The 20,208-nt window shown below is 33.9% G+C and carries 23 protein-coding genes and 1 tRNA gene; 11 read left to right on the top strand and 13 right to left on the bottom strand.

The window, feature by feature from the left end; all coding sequences use genetic code 11:
- Positions 1-7 precede the first annotated feature (7 nt).
- The 5 genes from ABXT06_RS15780 to ABXT06_RS15760 form a co-directional block, all read right to left on the bottom strand.
- Positions 8-229 carry a DUF5808 domain-containing protein gene (locus ABXT06_RS15780; protein ID WP_260671372.1) on the bottom strand — a complete coding sequence of 74 codons (222 nt, stop codon included), beginning with the start codon at positions 227-229 and terminating at the stop codon, positions 8-10.
- A gap of 82 nt (positions 230-311) precedes the next feature.
- Entirely contained in the window at positions 312-1,052 is a 741-nt protein-coding gene (gene lptB, locus ABXT06_RS15775) for an LPS export ABC transporter ATP-binding protein (protein ID WP_008464443.1), read from the bottom strand.
- A gap of 232 nt (positions 1,053-1,284) precedes the next feature.
- Positions 1,285-1,635: a carboxymuconolactone decarboxylase family protein gene (locus tag ABXT06_RS15770; protein WP_354591605.1), complete on the bottom strand. Its 351-nt coding sequence runs from the start codon at positions 1,633-1,635 to the stop codon at positions 1,285-1,287.
- The gene (tatC, locus tag ABXT06_RS15765; protein WP_111379892.1) at positions 1,628-2,443 is read right to left on the bottom strand and encodes a twin-arginine translocase subunit TatC; all 816 of its coding nucleotides are present in this window, start codon (positions 2,441-2,443) and stop codon (positions 1,628-1,630) included. Before tatC ends, ABXT06_RS15770 begins: the two co-directional genes overlap by 8 nt.
- Complete coding sequence (locus ABXT06_RS15760) at positions 2,443-3,408, bottom strand: KpsF/GutQ family sugar-phosphate isomerase (protein ID WP_162614784.1); 966 nt, start codon at positions 3,406-3,408, stop codon at positions 2,443-2,445. The genes tatC and ABXT06_RS15760 overlap by 1 nt, the downstream gene beginning before the upstream one ends.
- 86 nt (positions 3,409-3,494) lie before the next feature.
- Between ABXT06_RS15760 and recQ the strand changes: the two genes are divergently transcribed.
- Complete coding sequence (recQ, locus tag ABXT06_RS15755) at positions 3,495-5,690, top strand: DNA helicase RecQ (RefSeq protein ID WP_354591604.1); 2,196 nt, start codon at positions 3,495-3,497, stop codon at positions 5,688-5,690.
- 71 nt (positions 5,691-5,761) lie between these two features.
- Here recQ and ABXT06_RS15750 read toward each other — a convergent pair whose 3' ends face one another.
- A complete protein-coding gene (locus tag ABXT06_RS15750; protein WP_354591603.1) occupies positions 5,762-6,001 on the bottom strand; it encodes a hypothetical protein in 240 nt (79 codons plus the stop codon).
- Between the two features lie 273 nt (positions 6,002-6,274).
- Here ABXT06_RS15750 and ABXT06_RS15745 point away from each other — a divergent pair, with 273 nt between their 5' ends.
- The 3 genes from ABXT06_RS15745 (at position 6,275) to ABXT06_RS15735 (ending at position 9,720) form a co-directional block, all read left to right on the top strand.
- Positions 6,275-7,834, top strand: coding sequence for an NAD(P)/FAD-dependent oxidoreductase (locus ABXT06_RS15745; protein WP_354591602.1), 1,560 nt, complete (start codon positions 6,275-6,277; stop codon positions 7,832-7,834).
- Positions 7,835-7,909: 75 nt separating this feature from the next.
- Positions 7,910-8,611, top strand: a complete 702-nt coding sequence (locus ABXT06_RS15740) for an SMI1/KNR4 family protein (RefSeq protein WP_354591601.1) — start codon at positions 7,910-7,912, stop codon at positions 8,609-8,611.
- 23 nt (positions 8,612-8,634) lie between these two features.
- Positions 8,635-9,720, top strand: coding sequence for a DUF6630 family protein (locus ABXT06_RS15735; protein WP_354591600.1), 1,086 nt, complete (start codon positions 8,635-8,637; stop codon positions 9,718-9,720).
- Positions 9,721-9,805: 85 nt separating this feature from the next.
- On the opposite strand, the gene ABXT06_RS15730 is transcribed toward ABXT06_RS15735, so the two are convergent.
- Together ABXT06_RS15730 and ABXT06_RS15725 are read right to left on the bottom strand one after the other, a co-directional pair.
- Complete coding sequence (locus ABXT06_RS15730) at positions 9,806-10,765, bottom strand: quinone oxidoreductase family protein (RefSeq protein WP_354591599.1); 960 nt, start codon at positions 10,763-10,765, stop codon at positions 9,806-9,808.
- Positions 10,766-10,892: 127 nt separating this feature from the next.
- On the bottom strand, positions 10,893-12,305 hold the full coding sequence (locus tag ABXT06_RS15725) for an aminopeptidase P N-terminal domain-containing protein (RefSeq protein ID WP_354591598.1): 1,413 nt from the start codon (positions 12,303-12,305) through the stop codon (positions 10,893-10,895).
- Between the two features lie 258 nt (positions 12,306-12,563).
- Between ABXT06_RS15725 and ABXT06_RS15720 the strand changes: the two genes are divergently transcribed.
- A complete protein-coding gene (locus ABXT06_RS15720) occupies positions 12,564-13,001 on the top strand; it encodes an META domain-containing protein (protein ID WP_354591597.1) in 438 nt (145 codons plus the stop codon).
- Positions 13,002-13,069: 68 nt separating this feature from the next.
- Here the strand turns inward: ABXT06_RS15720 and ABXT06_RS15715 are convergent, their stop codons facing one another.
- From ABXT06_RS15715 to msrB, 5 genes are all read right to left on the bottom strand, one after another.
- Positions 13,070-14,314: an RNA polymerase sigma factor gene (locus tag ABXT06_RS15715; protein ID WP_354591596.1), complete on the bottom strand. Its 1,245-nt coding sequence runs from the start codon at positions 14,312-14,314 to the stop codon at positions 13,070-13,072.
- A gap of 58 nt (positions 14,315-14,372) precedes the next feature.
- Positions 14,373-14,708: a YciI family protein gene (locus ABXT06_RS15710; protein WP_111364290.1), complete on the bottom strand. Its 336-nt coding sequence runs from the start codon at positions 14,706-14,708 to the stop codon at positions 14,373-14,375.
- An 82-nt stretch (positions 14,709-14,790) separates the two neighbouring features.
- Complete coding sequence (locus ABXT06_RS15705; RefSeq protein ID WP_354591595.1) at positions 14,791-15,243, bottom strand: carboxymuconolactone decarboxylase family protein; 453 nt, start codon at positions 15,241-15,243, stop codon at positions 14,791-14,793.
- 378 nt (positions 15,244-15,621) lie between these two features.
- Complete coding sequence (gene msrA / locus ABXT06_RS15700; protein ID WP_354591594.1) at positions 15,622-16,227, bottom strand: peptide-methionine (S)-S-oxide reductase MsrA; 606 nt, start codon at positions 16,225-16,227, stop codon at positions 15,622-15,624.
- Positions 16,228-16,234: 7 nt separating this feature from the next.
- Positions 16,235-16,789 carry a peptide-methionine (R)-S-oxide reductase MsrB gene (gene msrB / locus ABXT06_RS15695; RefSeq protein WP_354591593.1) on the bottom strand — a complete coding sequence of 185 codons (555 nt, stop codon included), beginning with the start codon at positions 16,787-16,789 and terminating at the stop codon, positions 16,235-16,237.
- A 295-nt stretch (positions 16,790-17,084) separates the two neighbouring features.
- On the opposite strand from msrB, the gene idi reads away from it, so the two are divergent.
- The 6 genes from idi (at position 17,085) to ABXT06_RS15665 (ending at position 20,006) form a co-directional block, all read left to right on the top strand.
- Positions 17,085-17,612, top strand: coding sequence for an isopentenyl-diphosphate Delta-isomerase (gene idi, locus ABXT06_RS15690; protein WP_129749010.1), 528 nt, complete (start codon positions 17,085-17,087; stop codon positions 17,610-17,612).
- Between the two features lie 22 nt (positions 17,613-17,634).
- Complete coding sequence (locus ABXT06_RS15685; protein WP_066033610.1) at positions 17,635-18,045, top strand: 6-carboxytetrahydropterin synthase; 411 nt, start codon at positions 17,635-17,637, stop codon at positions 18,043-18,045.
- A gap of 3 nt (positions 18,046-18,048) precedes the next feature.
- On the top strand, positions 18,049-18,507 hold the full coding sequence (locus ABXT06_RS15680; protein ID WP_354591592.1) for a peroxiredoxin: 459 nt from the start codon (positions 18,049-18,051) through the stop codon (positions 18,505-18,507).
- Between the two features lie 57 nt (positions 18,508-18,564).
- On the top strand, positions 18,565-19,533 hold the full coding sequence (locus tag ABXT06_RS15675; protein ID WP_354591591.1) for a type I phosphomannose isomerase catalytic subunit: 969 nt from the start codon (positions 18,565-18,567) through the stop codon (positions 19,531-19,533).
- 56 nt (positions 19,534-19,589) lie between these two features.
- Positions 19,590-19,856, top strand: a complete 267-nt coding sequence (locus tag ABXT06_RS15670; protein ID WP_111364281.1) for a hypothetical protein — start codon at positions 19,590-19,592, stop codon at positions 19,854-19,856.
- Positions 19,857-19,932: 76 nt separating this feature from the next.
- Positions 19,933-20,006: transfer RNA gene (locus tag ABXT06_RS15665), tRNA-Thr, on the top strand.
- Positions 20,007-20,208: the final 202 nt, after the last annotated feature.

The raw sequence follows: 20,208 nt of genomic DNA, 5'->3' as shown, positions 1-20,208 counted from the left end.
TTTAGATTTATTTCAATAAAACTAAAACAACAATTATTATAAAAGGCAAAAGAAGCATTACAGAATAAGGATTGGCAAAATTTATAGTATAACCCATCCATTGAATCTTTTTAGGAGGAAGTAATCTTTTGTCTTTGGGATTATAATAACAGGTATTGAAGAAATACCAATTCTTTGGGTCTTTATGCCAGTTGTCGTAATCTTCCTGAGTTGGTTTTTCTGATTTCATTTGTAACTTTTTTACGAATCTTAGATTTAAAAAAAAATGGTAAAAAGCAATTTACTTTTTACCATTCAATATTATAACTTTTTTAAAATTCCAGTTTCTTTTTACGAAGCTCGAAGTTTTGTCCAAGATAAACACGACGCACCATTTCGTCTTCTACCAATTCTTCTGGAACTCCGGCTTTAAGAATTCCTCCTTCAAACATTAAGTATGTTTTGTCGGTAATTGCTAGAGTTTCTTGAACGTTGTGATCGGTAATTAAGATTCCGATGTTTTTATTTTTTAATTGCGCTACAATTCGCTGAATATCTTCAACAGCAACAGGGTCAACTCCTGCAAAAGGCTCATCCAATAAAATAAATTTTGGATCGGTTGCCAATGCACGAGCAATTTCTGTACGACGACGCTCACCTCCTGAAAGTAAATCGCCTCGGTTGGTGCGAATATGTTCTAAACTGAATTCTTCAATTAAGCTTTCCATTTTTGCAATTTGAGCTTCTTTAGAAAGTTTAGTTAATTGTAAAACGCTCAAGATATTATCTTCAATACTTAATTTTCTAAAAACAGAAGCTTCTTGTGCCAAGTAACCAATTCCTTGTTGTGCACGTTTGTACATCGGATAATCGGTAATGTTTAAATCATCCAGAAAAATATTTCCTTGATTTGGTTTTACCAATCCTACAATCATGTAGAAAGACGTTGTTTTTCCAGCTCCATTTGGTCCCAAAAGTCCCACGATTTCTCCTTGATTTACTTCAACAGAAATTCCTTTTACAACACTTCGTCCTTTATAGGTTTTGATTAAATTATCGGCTCTTAGCTTCATTTGTTTAATGTGAAAATTAGATAATTTGAAAATGAGATAATTTTAAAAAAAAACTAAATCATAATCAATTTTATAATTTGATTTGAAAGGCAAAATAAGTGTAAAATATTCAATAGAATGAATCAATTAACAAATTATTGCGTTTTCAAAACTTAGAATTTGTATTTCAAAATTAAATAATTAGCACATTTCCAGAGAAATTATCTAATTATCAAATTGACACATTCTCTAATTATTTGCCTTGCTCTTCCAGTGCTTCCCAGAATTCGTAAGCTCTTCTTAAATGAGGAACTACAATTGTTCCTCCAACAAGAGTAGCAATTCCCATTGCTTCCATCATTTCTTCTTTAGAAACACCTTCTTTATAGCTAGTTTCTAAATGGTATTTTACACAGTCGTCACATCTTAAAACGGTTGATGCAACTAAACCAAGTAGTTCTTTTGTTTTTACATCAAGAGCGCCTTCTGCATATGCATTGGTGTCAAGATTAAAAATTCGCTTTACAATTTTGTTGTTGTCAGCAAGCAGTTTTTCGTTCATTTTAGAACGATAGTCGTTAAATTCTTGAACTATATCAGACATTTTCTTTTAATTTATTTTTATAAACAATCTTCGAAATTAGAATACTAACCTCGTAAATAAGCAACATCGGAATTGCAACAATAGTCTGGCTCACAACATCTGGCGGCGTTACGATTGCGGCAATAATTAAAATAATTACGACGGCATATTTCCAATACTTTCTTAAAAATTCAGGAGTTACTAATCCTAATTTGGTTAAGAAATAAATAGCGATCGGAAGCTCAAAAAAGATCGCACTTCCAAGAATACTCGTTTTAACCATTCCCATATAAGATTCTAGAGTGAATTGGTTTTTTACGACATCACTAATAGAGAATGTTGCAACGAAGTTTACCGACATCGGAATTACAACAAAATATCCAAACAATACTCCCAAGAAGAAAAGCAATGAAGAAACAAAGATGAAAAGTTTCGCATTTTTTCTTTCTTTCTCATAAAGTGCAGGGCTGATAAACTTCCAGATTTCCCATAAAATATAAGGGAAACTCAAAATGAAACCTGCCAAAAGACACATCCAGACAAAAATATTGACCTGACCTTCCATTTCAGTATTTTGAATAATGAAATTCAGTTCTGTAATACAGATGCTGTCAGCAAAACCTAATGAATGAGATAAGTCGCAAAACCAAACATACGTAAAGAATGTTGGTCTAATCGGACCTAAAATAATCTGATCAAATAAATAATCACTAATAAAATAAGTGACAATTGCCATTATAATTGTTGCAAGTGTACTTCTAACCAATAACCATCTTAGTTCTTCAAGATGATCTAAAAATGACATTTCGCCAAGATTTTTCTTTGCCATTATACGATTCCTTCTTTTAAAATGTCATGTAAATGTAAAACTCCTTTATATTCTCCGTTATCCGCAACGATCAATTGTGTAATCGAAAAGTCTTCTAAAATGTTTAAAGCATCAACAGCCATAGTTTCAGACGAAACTACTTTTGGATTTTTTGACATAATATCCTTTGCAGTTAAGTCCGCAATACTATCTACGTCATTTAGCATTCTTCGGATGTCTCCATCGGTAATAATTCCAACAATTTTATTGTCTTCAATTACTGCCGTAACACCTAATCTTTTTTCAGAGATTTCAAAAATCGCTTTTTTGATAGAAGTTTCTGGAGTGACAGCTGGTTTTAATGAATGCTCAATCATGTCTTTCACACGAAGCAATAGTTTTTTTCCTAAAGCGCCTCCAGGATGATAAACCGCAAAATCTTCTGGTTTAAAATCACGCATTTCCATTAGGCAAACAGCTAAAGCATCACCCATTACAAGCTGTGCTGTTGTGCTATTTGTAGGAGCTAAATTGATAGGGCAGGCTTCTGTGTCAACAGTTGTATTTAAAACCAAATCAGAGCCTTTTGCCAAAAATGAAGTTGTGTTTCCTGTAATGGCAATTAAAGTATTTCCAAATCTTTTTAATAAAGGAACAAGTACTTTAATCTCTGGACTATTTCCGCTTTTAGAAATGCAGATAATCACATCATCATTTTGTATCATTCCTAAATCACCGTGAATAGCTTCTGCTGCGTGCAAAAACATAGAAGGAGTTCCAGTTGAGTTAAAAGTAGCTACCATTTTTTGTGCAATGATCGCGCTTTTTCCAATTCCTGTAACGATTAGACGGCCTTTAGATTCGTATATGCGTTGGACAGCTTCGTAAAAATTTTCGTCCAAAAAATCAATTAGTTTTGTAATTGCTTCACTTTCAGAGAGTATTGTTTTCTTGGCGATCGCCAATATATTTTCTTTTGTGATCAAAACAGAATATTTAAAATTTGTATGTATAAAAGAAAGTTGTATCTTTATGTGTTGCAAATTTATACAAAATACCATTAATATAGAGAATGAATTCAAATGAAATTGAAATACATAAAGAATTAAAGAAGTATTTCGGCTTTAGCCAATTTAAAGGCTTGCAAGAGCAAGTCATTACGAGTATTTTAGACGAGAAGAATACATTCGTAATAATGCCGACTGGTGGTGGAAAGTCTCTTTGTTATCAACTGCCAGCTTTAATTCAAGAAGGAACAGCAATAGTTGTTTCTCCTTTAATTGCTTTGATGAAAAATCAGGTTGATGCAATTCGAAGCCTTTCGTCTGAAAATGGAATTGCACATGTATTAAACTCCTCTCTAACCAAAACAGAAATTGCTCAGGTCAAAAAAGATATTACGTCTGGATTGACCAAACTTTTGTATGTCGCCCCAGAATCACTAACAAAAGAAGAATATGTTGCCTTTTTGCAAAGTGTGCCTATTTCTTTTGTAGCCATTGATGAGGCACACTGTATCTCAGAATGGGGGCATGATTTTAGACCAGAGTATAGAAATCTGCGAAATATAATTAAGCAGCTGGGTAAAGTGCCAATTATTGGACTTACCGCAACCGCAACACCAAAGGTTCAGGAAGATATCTTGAAAAACCTTGATATGGCCGATGCCAATACTTTTAAAGCATCGTTCAACAGACCGAACTTATATTATGAAGTTCGTACCAAAACAAAAAACATCGAGTCGGATATTATTCGATTTATCAAACAGCATAAAGGCAAATCTGGAATTATTTACTGCTTAAGCCGTAAAAAAGTAGAATCGATTGCCGAAGTTTTACAAGTAAACGGAATCAGTGCTGTTCCTTATCACGCAGGTTTAGATGCAAAAACACGGGCGAAACATCAGGATATGTTCTTGATGGAAGATGTCGATGTCGTTGTAGCAACAATTGCTTTCGGAATGGGAATTGATAAACCAGACGTTCGTTTTGTAATTCACCATGATATTCCGAAATCACTTGAAAGTTATTATCAAGAAACGGGTCGTGCAGGACGTGATGGAGGAGAAGGACATTGTCTAGCTTATTACTCTTATAAGGATGTAGAAAAGCTAGAGAAATTTATGTCTGGAAAACCGGTTGCCGAACAAGAAATTGGCTTCGCACTTTTGCAGGAAGTTGTGGCTTACGCCGAAACCTCAATGTCGCGTAGAAAATTCTTGCTGCATTATTTTGGTGAAGAATTCGACAGCGAAAATGGCGAAGGTGCTGATATGGACGACAACGTTCGTAACCCGAAACATAAAGTCGAAGCCAAAGAACAAGTGGTTAAATTACTTGAAATTGTTCGCGATACCAAACATATCTACAAATCAAAAGAAATTGTGTTTACTTTAATTGGGCGTATTAATGCTGTAATTAAAGCGCACAAAACAGATACGCAGCCTTATTTTGGTTCTGGTTCAGACCATGACGAAAAATATTGGATGGCATTACTAAGACAAGTTCTAGTTTCGGGTTATTTGTCTAAAGACATTGAAACTTATGGTGTGATCAAAATCACCAAAGCTGGTTTAGATTTTATTAAAAAGCCAGTTTCATTTATGATGTCTGAAGATCATGAATATACCGAAGCCGATGATGAAACTATTGTGACAGGGGGGAAATCTTCTGGAACAGCAGACGAAGTTTTAACTGGAATGCTTCGTGAGCTTCGTAAAAAAGTGGCTAAGAAATTGGGAGTTCCTCCATTCGTAGTTTTCCAAGATCCTTCAATCGAAGATATGGCTTTAAAATATCCGATTACGATACAAGAATTATACAATATTCATGGTGTAGGTGAAGGAAAAGCTAAAAAATACGGAAGCGAATTTGTTGCTTTAATCAGCAGATATGTTGAGGACAACGATATTATTCGCCCAGACGATTTAGTTGTAAAATCGACAGGAGTAAATTCTGCCAACAAATTATATATTATCCAAAATATTGATAGAAAGCTTTCATTAAATGATATCGCTTCCGCGAAAGGACTTTCGATGGATGCGCTAATCAAAGAAATGGAACAAATCGTTTATTCTGGAACAAAGCTGAATATCAAATATTGGTTAGACGATATTTTAGACGACGATCAGCAGGAAGAAATTCACGATTACTTCATGGAATCTGAATCTGATAAAATCGAAGATGCGCTAAAAGAATTTGATGGCGATTACGATATTGACGAATTGCGTTTAATGCGTATTAAGTTTATCAGCGAAGTAGCTAATTAGGTATAAGGTAAAAGTGAGATGTGAAATGTGTTTTTTGATACACAAACATCTCACTTTTTTTATTTTACATCTTACTCTGAATAAATTTCTCCTCGGTGCGGTTTCAAAGCATCTCTTACTTGAATCATATTCTCGTCAGTTACTACCATAAAAGCTATGGCGTACATTTCGTCTATGATTTTAAATCCTGTAATATTTAGAGGCAATTTTTCTATTGCGATATATTCTTTTAAATGAATTTCGTGGTGTTCAGCAGTTTTAGCTGATGCAGGTCCGCGGAAATCCCAAATTAGTTTTATTTTTCGTGACATTGTTTTATAGGTGCAAAGGTTGACAGATACAAAGGTACAAAGTCTTTATTAAGGTTCTAAGATTCTGAGATGCTAAGATTTTAAGTTTTTTTAAAACTGTTCTTCAAGAAATCTTTTTAATCTAAATAATCTGTGGCTAAAAAAAATATAAATCTGCTTATATCTGTGTGAATCTGCGTGAAATTTTAAAGCAAAGATAAAATCTCATTTCAAAATAGTACTTTTGCATGTTCTTTTCATAGAAAGAAAAGCGAATAGAATAAATATACAAAAATGCCTAAAGAACTTTTACTTCAAGTTACACCCGAAATTGCTGCAAACGAATTATTGCTAAAAGACTATTTGTCTAAGCAGATTAAAGTTTCTGCTCAGGAAATTCAGCATGTTTCAATTTTAAAGCGCTCTATTGATGCACGTCAGAAAGCGATTAAAATTAATTTGAAAGTTCTTATTTATTTAAAAGGTGAACCTTTTCAGGAAACGAAACTTGAACTTCCTATATATAAGGATGTGTCCAGTGCACAAGAAGTAATTGTTGTTGGAGCAGGTCCGGCTGGACTTTTCGCAGCATTACAATTAATTGAATTGGGTTTAAAACCAATTGTTTTAGAACGCGGAAAAGACGTTCGAGGCCGTCGTCGTGACTTGAAAGCGATAAACCGCGAGCATATCGTAAACGAGGATTCTAATTACTGTTTTGGAGAAGGTGGAGCAGGAACCTATTCGGATGGAAAATTATATACCCGTTCTAAAAAACGTGGCGACGTAACCAGAATTCTAGAACTTTTAGTGGCTTTTGGAGCTTCTGAAGATATTTTGGTAGAAGCGCATCCGCATATTGGCACGAATAAATTGCCGAAAATCATTGAAGATATTAGAAATAAAATCAGGGAATTTGGTGGTCAGGTTTTATTTGAAACTCGTGTAGCTGATATCTTGGTAAAGAATAATGAAGTTGAAGGTATCGTAACTCAAAACGGAGATAAAATTCATGCCAATAAATTAATCTTAGCAACGGGACATTCGGCTCGTGATATTTTTGAATTATTAGATAAAAAGAAAATTTTAATAGAAGCAAAACCTTTTGCTTTGGGAGTTCGTGCAGAGCATTCTCAGGAATTAATCGACAGCATTCAATACAGCTGTGATTTCCGTGGAGAACATTTGCCTCCAGCGCCATATTCTATCGTAAAACAAGTTAACGGCCGAGGAATGTATTCATTCTGTATGTGTCCAGGAGGTGTAATTGCGCCTTGTGCGACAAGTCCGGGAGAAGTGGTTACAAACGGATGGTCACCATCTAAACGTGATCAGTCAACAGCAAATTCTGGAATTGTAGTCGAATTAAAATTGGAAGATTTTAAGCCTTTTGCAAAATTTGGGGCTTTGGCTGGAATGGAATTTCAAAAAAGTATCGAACAAAAAGCTTGGCATTTGGCTGGAGAAACCCAAAAAGTTCCAGCTCAAAGAATGATTGATTTTACTAAGAGTAAAGTTTCAGCAGATATTCCGAAAACATCTTATGTTCCAGGAACAACTTCAGTTGAATTAGGACAAGTTTTTCCAGGATTTTTGACTCAGATTATGCGTCAAGGATTTCAGGATTTTGGAAAATCAATGCGTGGTTATTTAACTAACGAAGCTATTTTGCATGCGCCAGAAAGTAGAACTTCGTCGCCAGTTAGAATTCCGAGAGATCCTATGACATTAGAGCATTTGCAAATCAAAGGTTTATATCCTTGCGGAGAAGGTGCAGGCTATGCTGGCGGAATTATTTCTGCAGCAATTGATGGCGAAAAATGTGCCTTGATGATTGCGGAATCCTTGAAATAATTGACCTCAGGTTTTTTGGTGTAGTAAAAAGATTGTTATCTTAGTGGTTTGATTGTAATAGAATTTGCCCCAAAGATGACAATACAAGAAATAGAAGAAAAATACGGATTCAATTTTCCGCTTTTATACAAGCAATTAGACGCTGACGGAATGTTAGACGTCGGAGAATATGGTCCAAATTGGTACACGGAAGTTTATCCAACCTTAAAAGATAATCCGCCTTTGCTTTTGCATTCGTATGATTTTGAATCATTGAATTTGAAATCGGTTGCCGAAGAAATAGAAGAACTCAGAGATCCAGAGGATTATCGAAATATCAATCCAGAATTTAAATTTATTCCGTTTGCTAAAAGTGGCGGAGGTGATCATTATTGTTTCTTTTTAAACGAAGAAAACAATGGCGATGTGCCAATTGTTTTTGTGTGGCACGATTCAAACGAAGTCAATTATCTGGCAAAAAACCTTCAGGATTTTATCTTCAAAGTTTTATTGATTGATATGTCAAAACAAGATGTCTACAATGAACTTACTGACGAGGAATTTAGAAATGATATCGAATCGGTTTTTAAATCGCATAAAAAGTATTTGACGGAGCAGCAAAACAATATTCTGTCGGATATTTTAAAACGAGAAATCATTGATTATGAAATACATGTCTCGCCTAAAATAGTAGAATCGGCGAGAGGGTTATTGACAGATTTCGAATTAGAATCTATTGTCAATGAAGTAATTCCTTTTGATAAAATGAATCAGAGTTTTAAATATTCAAACGATTAATTTTTTAATGTAAAATATTTCCCATGGGCTTTTTCTCCAATTTATTTAATAGAAACAACGATCCGAAATCAATCATTTCTTTTGATGTTATTGATTCAATTTATAGTCATTTGCATCATGAATCGAATAGTATAGAATTTAAAGTAAAAGGAATTCATGACACGGTTACTGTAAATTTGTATTCTGTTCCTTCATCGCTAGATCACGAAGAAGGAAGGGCAGAAGTTAAAAAAGCCGGATTCAATAATGCGTATGAAGTTCTGAACGAACTTTATAAAAAACTGAATATTGGTGGCCTGTCAGAAGAAGCAATGCAGGACGATTTACAGTATGATTTTATTCATATTCAGTTTTATTCGCGACCAAGTCAGGAAATGAAAAAGCACTTTACAAGTGTGATTAATAATTTCATGATTTTCTTTTGCTGCACCAATAGTTTAGAAATAAACGATTTTAGAATGTTGTATTCTAGCAATCATTTTTCTGATTATGTAAAAGGTTTGCTAGATTCAGAATATCTTGATTTTAAGAATCCTCAAAATGAAACTCAGGAAATAGGGGTTAAAGATTTTAAAAAAGTTTTACAAGCTATATGCCAATATTTTAATGTTGAAATTCCTGCGGATATTGAGCTTCCGTCTTCAGAAAATCTGCTGCTAGATGACAAAGCAGCTGTGGAGGATTTTGAAGAATTTGTCAAATTAGTTTCGAGAAATAATATCGAGGAAGATGATGTAAAAAAATATTCAGAGAAGCTTTTTGAAAGTTTCAATGCCGAAACTAAAACGTATTATGAAACGACAGAAGATCATTTTAGTTTTTTTGACGAAATAAATACTTGGCATAGCGATTGGAAATTTGATCCAGAAGACGCAGAATATTTTATTTCGGAGATGCTTGGCGAAGATTTCAAATTTGATTATCCAGAAGAAACCTATAGTCATGATCTGTTTCCGTACATTCAATCGGAATTGGAAAAATCAAATCTCGAGCTATTGACTTATGAAACCTATGGAGACAGCTATTTGTTTTTTGTGGTAAACAAAGATGAAGTAGAAAGGATTTTAGAGCTGTCTGACCGAACTAAAATTGAAGTTACTCAGCTATAATTGATAGCCACGAATTCACGAATTTATTTAAAAACTTTACGCATAGATTTTAAAAATAAAATTTGTGAATTCGTGGCGAAAAAAATTAAGGAATCAAAATAATTTTCCCTGTACTTTTTCTGCTTTCTAAGAAATCGTGTGCCAGTTTTCCTTCAGATAATTTGAAAGATGTTGGTTCAGAAAGTTTGATTTTTCCTTCGATAATCCAATCGAATAACTGAGTTGCTCTTTTGGTTCTTTCTTCCTTAGAGTTTAAATAACTCCATAAATCGCCACCCGTTAAAGTTTTAGAACCATCCATAAGCATTCTCGGATCTACAGGTGCTGGATCGCCGCCCGCCATTCCAAAGAAAACAACTTGCCCGCATTCTTTAGTGACTTCAAAACTTTCCATTAAAGTACTTCCGATACTGTCATAAACAGCGTCTACTCCATTTGAAACAACTTTGAAAACTTGTGATTTCCAGTCTTCATTATAAAGAAAAACATGATCTGCACCTTGTTCAAATCCGATTTTTGCTTTTTCTGCAGATGAGGTTAAGCCAATAACAGTTGCGCCAAGAAGTTTGCTGATCTGGGTTAAAATCTGTCCAACTCCGCCAGCAACCGCATGTATTAAAACAGTTTCTTCTTTTGCCGTTTTGTGACTGTCTGTTGCAAGATAATGAGCTGTTAAGCCTTGAAGTAAGACAGAAGCTGCGGTTTCAAAAGAAATATTTTCAGACAATGGAATGATGTGATTTACATTTACGGCAACCAATTCTGCATTGGCAAACGGAGCATCGGCAAAAGCCACACGATCTCCAATTTTATATTCAGGATGATTGTTGGCATCGATTACAATTCCTGCGCCTTCATAACCGGCAATAAAGGGCGGGTTTCCTTTTAAATGATAATTCCCTTTTCGGCGGTAAACATCAGCAAAATTTAATCCGATGGCTTTCATCTCGACTAAAATTTCCTCTTTTTTTAATTGCGGATTAGGGATTTCTATATATTCTAAAACATTTGAATCTCCGAAAGTAGAGAAGGTAAGTGCTTTCATTTTTAATTGATTTAAGAATGTAAAGTTCGGGAAAAATCAAAAGAAAAAGCCTCAAAATAATTGAGGCTTTGATTTATTTTTTTCTTGGCCACTCCCGATAGCTATCGGAGTGGCTTAAGAATAAAAATTAAATTTTAGGAAGTTTCATATCATTAAAAGTGCTTTTCTGTTTAGCCAAAGCTTCTATGTCCTGCCATTTTCTTGGAGAATCTGCGGACAGATTTTCGTAAGAATCTTTTAACATCAAGATATCGTCTTCAATACGAACGCCGATGTTCCACCATTTTTTATCGCATTTACTGTTTGCGGGAATATAAATTCCAGGCTCTACAGTAAGAATCATGTTTTCTTTTATAAGAGTTTGCGGGCCATTGTAAGTTCCTTTATCATGAACATCTAAACCAAGAAAGTGTGAACAGCTGTGAGGATAATATAATTTTACATCTTTTGGATCTGTAATAATTCCCAATTTGATCAAACCTTTTGCTATAACATCTTTGGCGGTTTCATTTAGAGCAACTAGAGGAGTTCCTTCTTTACATATTTTAAAAACAGCTTCTTGAGCATCGTAAACAATTTGATAAATCGCTTTTTGTTCCTCAGTAAATTTTCCGTTTGCCGGAATTGTCCTAGTAACATCTGCAGAATAACCATGATACTCAGAACCAACATCCATTAATAATAATTGGTTATCAATTTTTGTGGCGTTGTTTTCCCAATAGTGCAAGATACATCCGTTTGCTCCAGCACCTACAATTGGTCCGTAGCCTTCACCTTCTGCGCCATAATGTTTATGAATGTACGCATGAATTCCGTCGGCTTCATTTTCGCTCATATCTGGACCGACAGCTTTCATAACTTCGTTGTGCGCAACGCAAGAAAGTTTTACTGTTTTGCGCATCAAAACAAGTTCTTCAGGAGTTTTTATTTCACGAAGAGAACTGGTAATATTATTGAATAAATTGGTTGAGGTTTCATTTGCTTGCGTAATTCCAGCTTTAGATTTAAATGATTTTAATAATGCATATAAATTGTCAGGATTATTGTTTTCTGCTACATCTGTTGGGATTTTATCATAAATAACTTTATCGAATTTTGCAAAATCAATGGTAAACCCATTAAAATCTTTTCCGTTATAAACGGTTGTAAAACCTAGTTTCGATTTTGCGCCTTCAATTCCTAGACGTCTTCCAGTCCACATTTCATACGCCGCATTTCTTTCTCTAACAAAAAGTACTTCATTGTACTTTTCCGTTCCTTGTGCTTCTTTAAAAATTAATAATACTGCATCTGGTTCTTTGTATCCCGATAAATAATACATGTCAGGATTTGCATGATAATTATAGTCAACATCTCTCGAAAAGACTCTTTCTGGATAAGAAAAAACAACGGCAACTGAATTAGCAGGCATCAAAGCTCTAAATGCTTCGCGACGCCCTTGATGAAATTCTTTTGTTAGATAATCTGTTGGAAGGTTTTCTTGCGAATGAGCAAATGGTGCTGTTAATGCAAATACAAACAAGAAGAGAAATTGTTTCATTTTTTGGTTTTTTATTGATGATTTTAGGTTTTTTGATCGATGCAAATTACAAAAAAAATAATGTCGCTTGTTTTATTTTAAACATTTGAGCCATAAAACTTTAAATAAATTGTAGTAACTTAGAGACAGAAAATTACGGTTTATGCTAAAAATAAAACTTAGATAAACCTGTAAGTGGGCACGAATATTGAGAAAAGAATTTTTATAGAATAATTTTAAACTTCAAAAACAAATTATAAATCTTTAAAATCCACTTTTATGAAAAAATACACATTTGCAGTCCTTTCAGTTTTAGTCTTATTATTTGCTTCATGTACAGCGTCAAAATCTGCTTCTACTGGAGGCGATCTATTTGGCACAACTTGGGAGTTGGAGTATATCTCAGGACCAAGAATTGCTTTTCAAGGATTATATCCGAACAAAAAACCACAGCTTACTTTTGATGAGAAAGAAACAAAAGTTTATGGAAATAATGGTTGTAACGGTTACAGCGCTTCCTATACTTTAAAAGGAAAGTCTTTGACTTTTGGAGAAGAAGGGCCAACTACAATGATGTTTTGTGAAGGTGGAGGTGAGCAAGTATTTCTAAAACAAATTAGACAAATTACAAGCTATTCTATTGATAAAGATGGAAAATTAAATTTAATTCAGGGTGATATTCCAGTGATGAGATTTAAGAAAGTAGCTAAACAATAGCCTTGTGCAATCGGTATAAAAAAGGGGAAATGATCTGTTCATTTTCCCTTTTTTGTTTTATGTCAAAGCTAATTTGTTTTCAATTTCAACTGTTCGATATTTTTGCTAATTATGTTTTTATCTGCTGTAGTTTTAGCCAAACCAAATGCGGTTTCAAAATGTTTTAATGCCTTTTTTGCATCAATTTCAGAATACAGATTTCCGATTAAAGAATAATAAAAGTGATTATCGGTTAAATTCAGTTTTTCAGCTTCTTTGATTGCCTCTTCTTTTCCGTTTACTTTAGACAAAGCATACGTTCTATTTAAAGCCGCAATTGGCGAATATTCTAAAATGATCAGATTGTTATAGAGTTCCAGAATATTTTCCCATTTTTCGATAGTTTCTGTTTTAATGGTGTGCCAATAAGCAATTCCGGCTTCTAGGTGATATTTTGAAAGTGTGTTTCCTGTTGAAGATTGGCTTAAAAAATAAGTTCCTCTGTCAATTAATTCCTGATTCCAAAGTGATTGATCTTGATCTTCATATAAAATAATTTCACCATTTAAACCCGTTCGGGCATCAAACCTTGAAGAATGAAAACACATTAAAGCCATTAAAGCATTGGTTTGAGGCAGATTTGTGCTTTGGTTTTGAATCAATAAATAAGTCAATCGCATCGCTTCGGTACAAAGGTCCTTTCTTAAAGTAGTATTTTGCGAAATAGAGTAGTAGCCTTCAGAATAAAGCAGATAAATTGTTTTGAGAACGGTTTGAATTCTGTCTTTTATTTCAGAATTGCTGGGATTCTGAATTTTGATATTTTCTTCCTTCAGTTTTTCTTTGGCGCGATTAATTCTTTTGTAAATAACTTCTCTGTTAGATAAAAAAGCATCTGAGATTTCATTTACTCCAAAACCGCACAACAAATTTAAGGCTAATGCAATTTGAGCTTCTTCAGAATTGCAAGGATTGCAAACCGTAAAAATCATCGCCAGCTGACTGTCAACAATATTTTGATCCGATAAATCAATATCTATTTCGGGATTGTTTAATGGTGTATTGTGTTTTATTTCGGTAACAATTTTGGTTTCAAAAACATTATTTCTTTTCAGGTAGTTTTTGGTTTTGTTTTTGGCAACGGTATAAAGCCAAGCTGAAGGATTTTCCGGGATTCCTTTTATAGCCCAAGTTTCTGAAGCGGTCAAAAAAGTATCGCTTACAATATCTTCTGCAATTTCAATATGCTGAATTCCGAATAAGCTGCAGAGAACTGAAACTATTTTTTGATATTCGGTTCTAAATAAATTGGGTAAAAGTTCTTTGTGCTCCATATTTTAAGGAAAAATGCCTTCGTAAAGATACAAAGGCATTTTTATTTCAGTTGGTTTATTAAACACCCATTCTAATTTCGACATTTCCGCCAAAATTTAAAACTGGACATCCTTGTGCAATTTCGGCTGCCTCGTCATAATCTTTGGCTTTAATGATTATTAAGCCGCCGATTGATTCTTTAATTTCAACAAATGGACCATCAGTTACTCCTTTGGAATTGACTAGTTTTCCTTGTCCGTCCCAACGTTGTAAAGGTCTAGCCAGTTTATCTTGAGCGGCAAGGCTTCCAAACCAGTTTTGCCATTGCTGCAGGTGCTGTTGGTATTCTTCTGGAGAAGGCTGTGCTTCTTTTGTTTTAAAATCTCTTCTGAAAATCAATAAAAACTCATTCATTTTTTTATGTTTTTATAATTGAATAATCTGCTTTAAGTTATATAAAGTTAATTGTTTTTAGAAAATAAGAACCAATTATTATTTATCCAAACTGCCCAACTCTGTAAGTTCCTGGTACGTTTGCAAAAGTAATATTAAGACGATTCCAAGCATTAATCGCGGCAACGGCAAGTGTAAGATCGATTAATTCTTGTTCTGTAAATTCAGCTTTTGCTATTTCGTAAATTTCGTCTGGAACATCGCAGGCATTTACTGCTTCTGCCAAAGCAAGAGCAACTCTTTCTCTTTTTGTATAATAAGGAGCTTCTCTCCAAACACTTAATCCGAATAAACGCTGTGTTGTTTCTCCAGCAGCTAAAGCTTCTTTTGAATGCATGTCTAAACAATAACCGCAGTTGTTGATTTGTGAGATTCTGAAATTTATTAATTCCATAAGAGATGCTTCGATTGAACCTTTTTTCAAGTAACCGCTGATTCCAAATAATGTGCTAACTGCTTTTTGACCTTGTTCGAATAAATTAAGTCTAGTTTCCATGATATATATATTTTAATTGTTTATACCCTAATAACAATCGAACTTTCAGGATTGGACAAAAAAATGAAAAAAAAGTAAAATATTTTTCTATTAAAAGAAAACTCCAGTGTTTACAAGGGTTTGTAAAATAAAAAAGTTGCCTTTTTGAAATCAGCCTTCGTTGGTTAATAGGGTATTTTTAATATTATTCTATCAATAAACCCCAGCGGGGTGAAATATTTATAGAATTTTATAAGAACAAATAAAAAAAGCTCCAGAGGAGCGACATATATTTTTATAACCTAATATATGTCGCTCCTCTGGAGCTTTGTAGGGTAGAAACATTCTTCTATAAATATTTCGCTTCTCCTGAAGCTTTAGAATACCAATTATTGTTATTTATTTCTTTTTGAGTTTGTCTTTAAAAACCTTTTCAAACTTTTCTATTTTAGGCTGAATCACCATTTTACAATACGGCTGATTTTTATTGTTGGAATAATAGTTCTGATGATAATCTTCGGCTTTATAAAAAACTTTAAAAGGCTCAACTTTTGTCACAATTGGACTGCTGTAAACCTTCGCTTTATTCAATTCAGTAATAATGCTTTGGGCGGCTTTTTTCTGTTCGTCATTTTTATAGAAAATAACAGAACGATATTGCGTTCCCACATCTGCTCCCTGGCGATTTAAAGTTGTGGGATCGTGAACGGTAAAAAATACCTTGAAGATTTCGTTAATATCAGTTACATTTTTGTCATAAGTAATCTGTACCACTTCTGCATGCCCTGTTTCTCCTGTGCAAACTTCTTCGTAAGTTGGATTTGCGACTTTTCCGCCAGAAAATCCAGAAACAACTGATTTTACTCCGTCTAGATTTTCGTAAACGGCTTCAACGCACCAGTAACATCCTCCACCAAGAGTGATAGTTTCTAGATTAGCTTTTTTATTTTGTGAAATGCCATTTAGCGAAAGCGCAAAAAGACATATTAAAAGTATATTTTTCATTTGTAGATTATTTGTTGTCGGGAATAAAATCAAGAGCAATCGAATTCATGCAGTAGCGTTTTCCGGTAGGAGCAGGACCATCGTCAAAAATATGTCCTAAATGTCCGCCGCAACGTCCGCAAAGAGTCTCGGTTCTTTCCATTCCAAGAGAATTATCTTCTTTAAAAACAATGCTTTTTTTGTTTTCCTGTTCAAAGAAACTTGGCCATCCGCAGCTGCTTGAAAATTTAGCTGTAGATCTAAAAAGCAAGTTGCCACAAGAAGCGCAGTAATAAGTTCCTTTTTCGTCAGTATTCCAATACTTTCCTGTAAAAGGTCTTTCGGTGTCAGCTTCGCGCATTACAGCATAAACATCCTCAGGTAAAACCTTTTTCCATTCGGCATTGCTTACATTTAGTTTCGTCGTGTCGGTATTTGAATAATATGGATTTCCGGGCTTGCTGATTTTATTTTCCATAGCTGTCGTTTTTGCGGGTTGTTTTTTTGTGTTTTGTCCGCAAGCTTGCAAAATAAACAGCGGAAGTAAAAAGCAAAGACTGAAAATTAAATTTTTAGATTTCATAAGTTCTTGGGTGCATTAATCTGTATATCAAAGATACGCTTAGAATTAGCTTTAAAATACAGAGAGTATTATTATTGAGATTTTTTTAAGTGTGTTTTAACTTTTTATTAGTTACGTAAAATAAGACAATGTAGTTTTTATGTCTTAATTTTAACAGCTTTTAAATTTTAGCGTTAAATTATAATATTGGAAATCAGTAAAATAGAAATTGAGTCAAAAGCTTAACTTTTGACAAACTTAATAAGCATTTTTAAGCCATTTCTTTTTTCGTATTTTTGTTTGCTTAAGAAGCCTTATGACAGAAGAAAACGTAATACTAGTTAATCAGAACGATGAACAGATTGGCTTAATGCCAAAATTAGAAGCACATGAAAAAGCGCTTTTGCACCGTGCCTTTTCGGTTTTTATTTTAAATAGTAAAAACGAAATTATGCTGCAACAGCGTGCTCATCATAAATACCATTCTCCTTTGCTTTGGACAAACACTTGTTGCAGTCATCAGAGAGAAGGCGAAAGCAATATTGAGGCAGGAAGCCGAAGATTGTTTGAAGAAATGGGTTTTAAAGCTGAATTGAAAGAGTTATTTCATTTTATCTATAAAGCGCCTTTTGACAACGGCTTAACAGAACACGAATTGGATCATGTTATGATTGGTTATTATAATGAAGAACCAAACATAAATCCAGATGAAGTAGAAGACTGGAAATGGATGAGTATTGAAGATGTTAAAGCAGATATTGAAAAACAGCCCGAAATTTATACCGTATGGTTTAAGATAATTTTTGATGAATTTGATCATTATCTCGAAGACCATAAATTATAGCCAAAACTAACCAGAAGCATAAATGAGAGTAACCATATCAAGAAAAGCACATTTTAATGCTGCACATCGACTGCATCGAAAAGATTGGTCATTTGAAAAAAACGATGCTGTTTTTGGAAAATGCAACAATCCTAACTTTCATGGTCATAATTATGGTTTAACAGTAAGTGTTACAGGAAAAATTGACCCCGAAACTGGTTTTGTTCTCGATGTGAAAGTATTAGCGGATATTATACGAGAAGAAGTAGAAATTCCGTTTGATCACAAAAATCTCAATCTGGACGTTCCAGAATTTGCAGATTTGAATCCGACCGCAGAGAATATAGCTGTTGTGATATGGAATAAAATTAGACAACGAATTCATGCCGACTTTGATCTTGAAGTTGTGCTGAACGAAACGGAACGAAATTTTGTAACTTATAAAGGAGAATAAAAAATGTCATTAAAAATAGGAGATATAGTTCCGAATTTTACTGCGAAAGACAACAATGGTGAACTTTTTGAAAGCCAAAGCGTTTTAGGAAGAAAGCCGCTGGTGATTTATTTTTACCCAAAAGATAATACGCCAGGATGTACAACCGAAGCTTGCAGTTTTCGGGATCAATACGAAGATTTTAAAGATTTGGGAGCTGAGGTAATTGGTGTTAGTAGCGATAGTGTAAAGTCACATCATAAATTTGCCGCTAAACATAAATTGCCTTTTATTTTGCTTTCTGATCAGGATAAAAGATTAAGAAAACTTTTTGGTGTCCGTAATATTTTATTTGGGCTTCTTCCAGGACGCATTACCTATATAATTGATAAAAATGGACTGGTGATTTCGATATTTGATAGCGCAAATGCAGCTAAACATATACCGAAAGCGTTAGAAGCTGTAAAGGAATTAGTATCATAGATTACCAAAATAGTATTAGAATAGAATTAATTAAACAAATATATTAGCCTAAAAAACATGAGTCAAAATTTATACCCATTGCAATTTGAACCCATTTTGAAAGAAAGAATCTGGGGAGGAGAAAAACTAAAAACTATTCTAAACAAACCAATCGTTTCTAAAATTACGGGTGAAAGTTGGGAATTATCTACTGTACAAGGAGATGTAAGTGTGGTTACAAATGGAGTTTTAAAAGGAAAATCTTTAATGGATTTAATAGATGAAACACCAGACGCTATTTTAGGAACTAAAGTTTATGAGAGATTTGGAAAACAATTTCCGCTTCTTTTTAAATATTTAGATGCAAGAGAAGATCTTTCTATTCAGGTGCATCCAAATGATAAATTGGCAAAAGAGCGTCACAATTCATTTGGTAAAACAGAAATGTGGTATGTAATGCAAGCAGATGCTGATGCTAGGATTATTGTTGGTTTTAAAGAAGATTCTAGTAAAGAAGAATATTTGAAACATTTACACGATAATACTTTGGTTTCCATTTTAGATGATGTGAAAGCAAAATCTGGAGATGTGTTCTTCTTAGAAACCGGAACAGTTCATGCAATTGGAGCTGGATTGGTAGTTGCAGAAATTCAGCAGACATCTGATATTACGTATAGATTATATGATTTTGACCGTGTAGATGCACAAGGAAACAAAAGAGAATTGCACGTAGATCTTGCATTGGATGCAATTAACTATAATAAAGTAGATACGCAGAAAAAATACGAGACTAAAGTTAATAATTCGAATACAGTTGTCGATTGTCCTTATTTCACAACCAATTTCCTTCCGTTAGAAAATAAATTGGAAGTTGCTAAAAACGGAGAAACATTTACAGTATATATGTGTATCGAGGGTGATTTTGAAATTGAATATGATGGATTCAAACAGGCTTACAAAAAAGGAGATACTGTTTTAGTTCCAGCTGCAATAAATGCATTTAACTTGAGCGGAAAAGCTTCAATTTTAGAAATTTACATTTCTTAGCATTAAATTTAAAGATAATATGTATTTTTGCAGACGCAAATTAAAATAAAAAGAAAATGGCAAACGTTAAGAATTTAAAGAAAGACATCAACTTCGTATTAGGTGATATTATTGAGGCGGTTTACTTGTTTGAGATGTCAACAACAGGAAATCCAACTCCAGAAACGAATGCTTTGGTTGATGAAGCTATTGCAGCATTTGATACTTTGATCACAAAAGTGAACGCTAAAAACGTTGAAAATAAAAAAGCACACTTCAAACAAATTAATGTTGAATTAGAACAAGCTGCTAATCAATTGATTGAAAAAATCAACGCATTATAAGCAAAAAAAAGCGTAAAAAAGTGCAAAAATATTTTGGGAAATTGAAAAACCGCTTTATATTTGCACCCGTAATGAGGCCGATGTAGCTCAGCTGGCTAGAGCAGCTGATTTGTAATCAGCAGGTCGTGGGTTCGAGTCCCTCTATCGGCTCAAAAAAAACGGAAACCATCACAGAAATGTGGTGGTTTTTTAATTATAGAGAGAGGTGTGAAATTTTTTTTGGAATATTAAAAAACATTTATATCTTTGCACTCGCAAAATAGGCCGATGTAGCTCAGCTGGCTAGATTCCTTTTGATTCAACTTACAAAGATATGTCTGAGTTTAATCCAGATGGATATTTCTTGTCAAAT

The organism is Flavobacterium sp. UW10123 (assembly GCF_040538975.1).
In the GTDB taxonomy this organism is placed as follows: Bacteria; Bacteroidota; Bacteroidia; order Flavobacteriales; family Flavobacteriaceae; genus Flavobacterium.
This window is presented reverse-complemented; position numbering and strand designations above follow the sequence as displayed.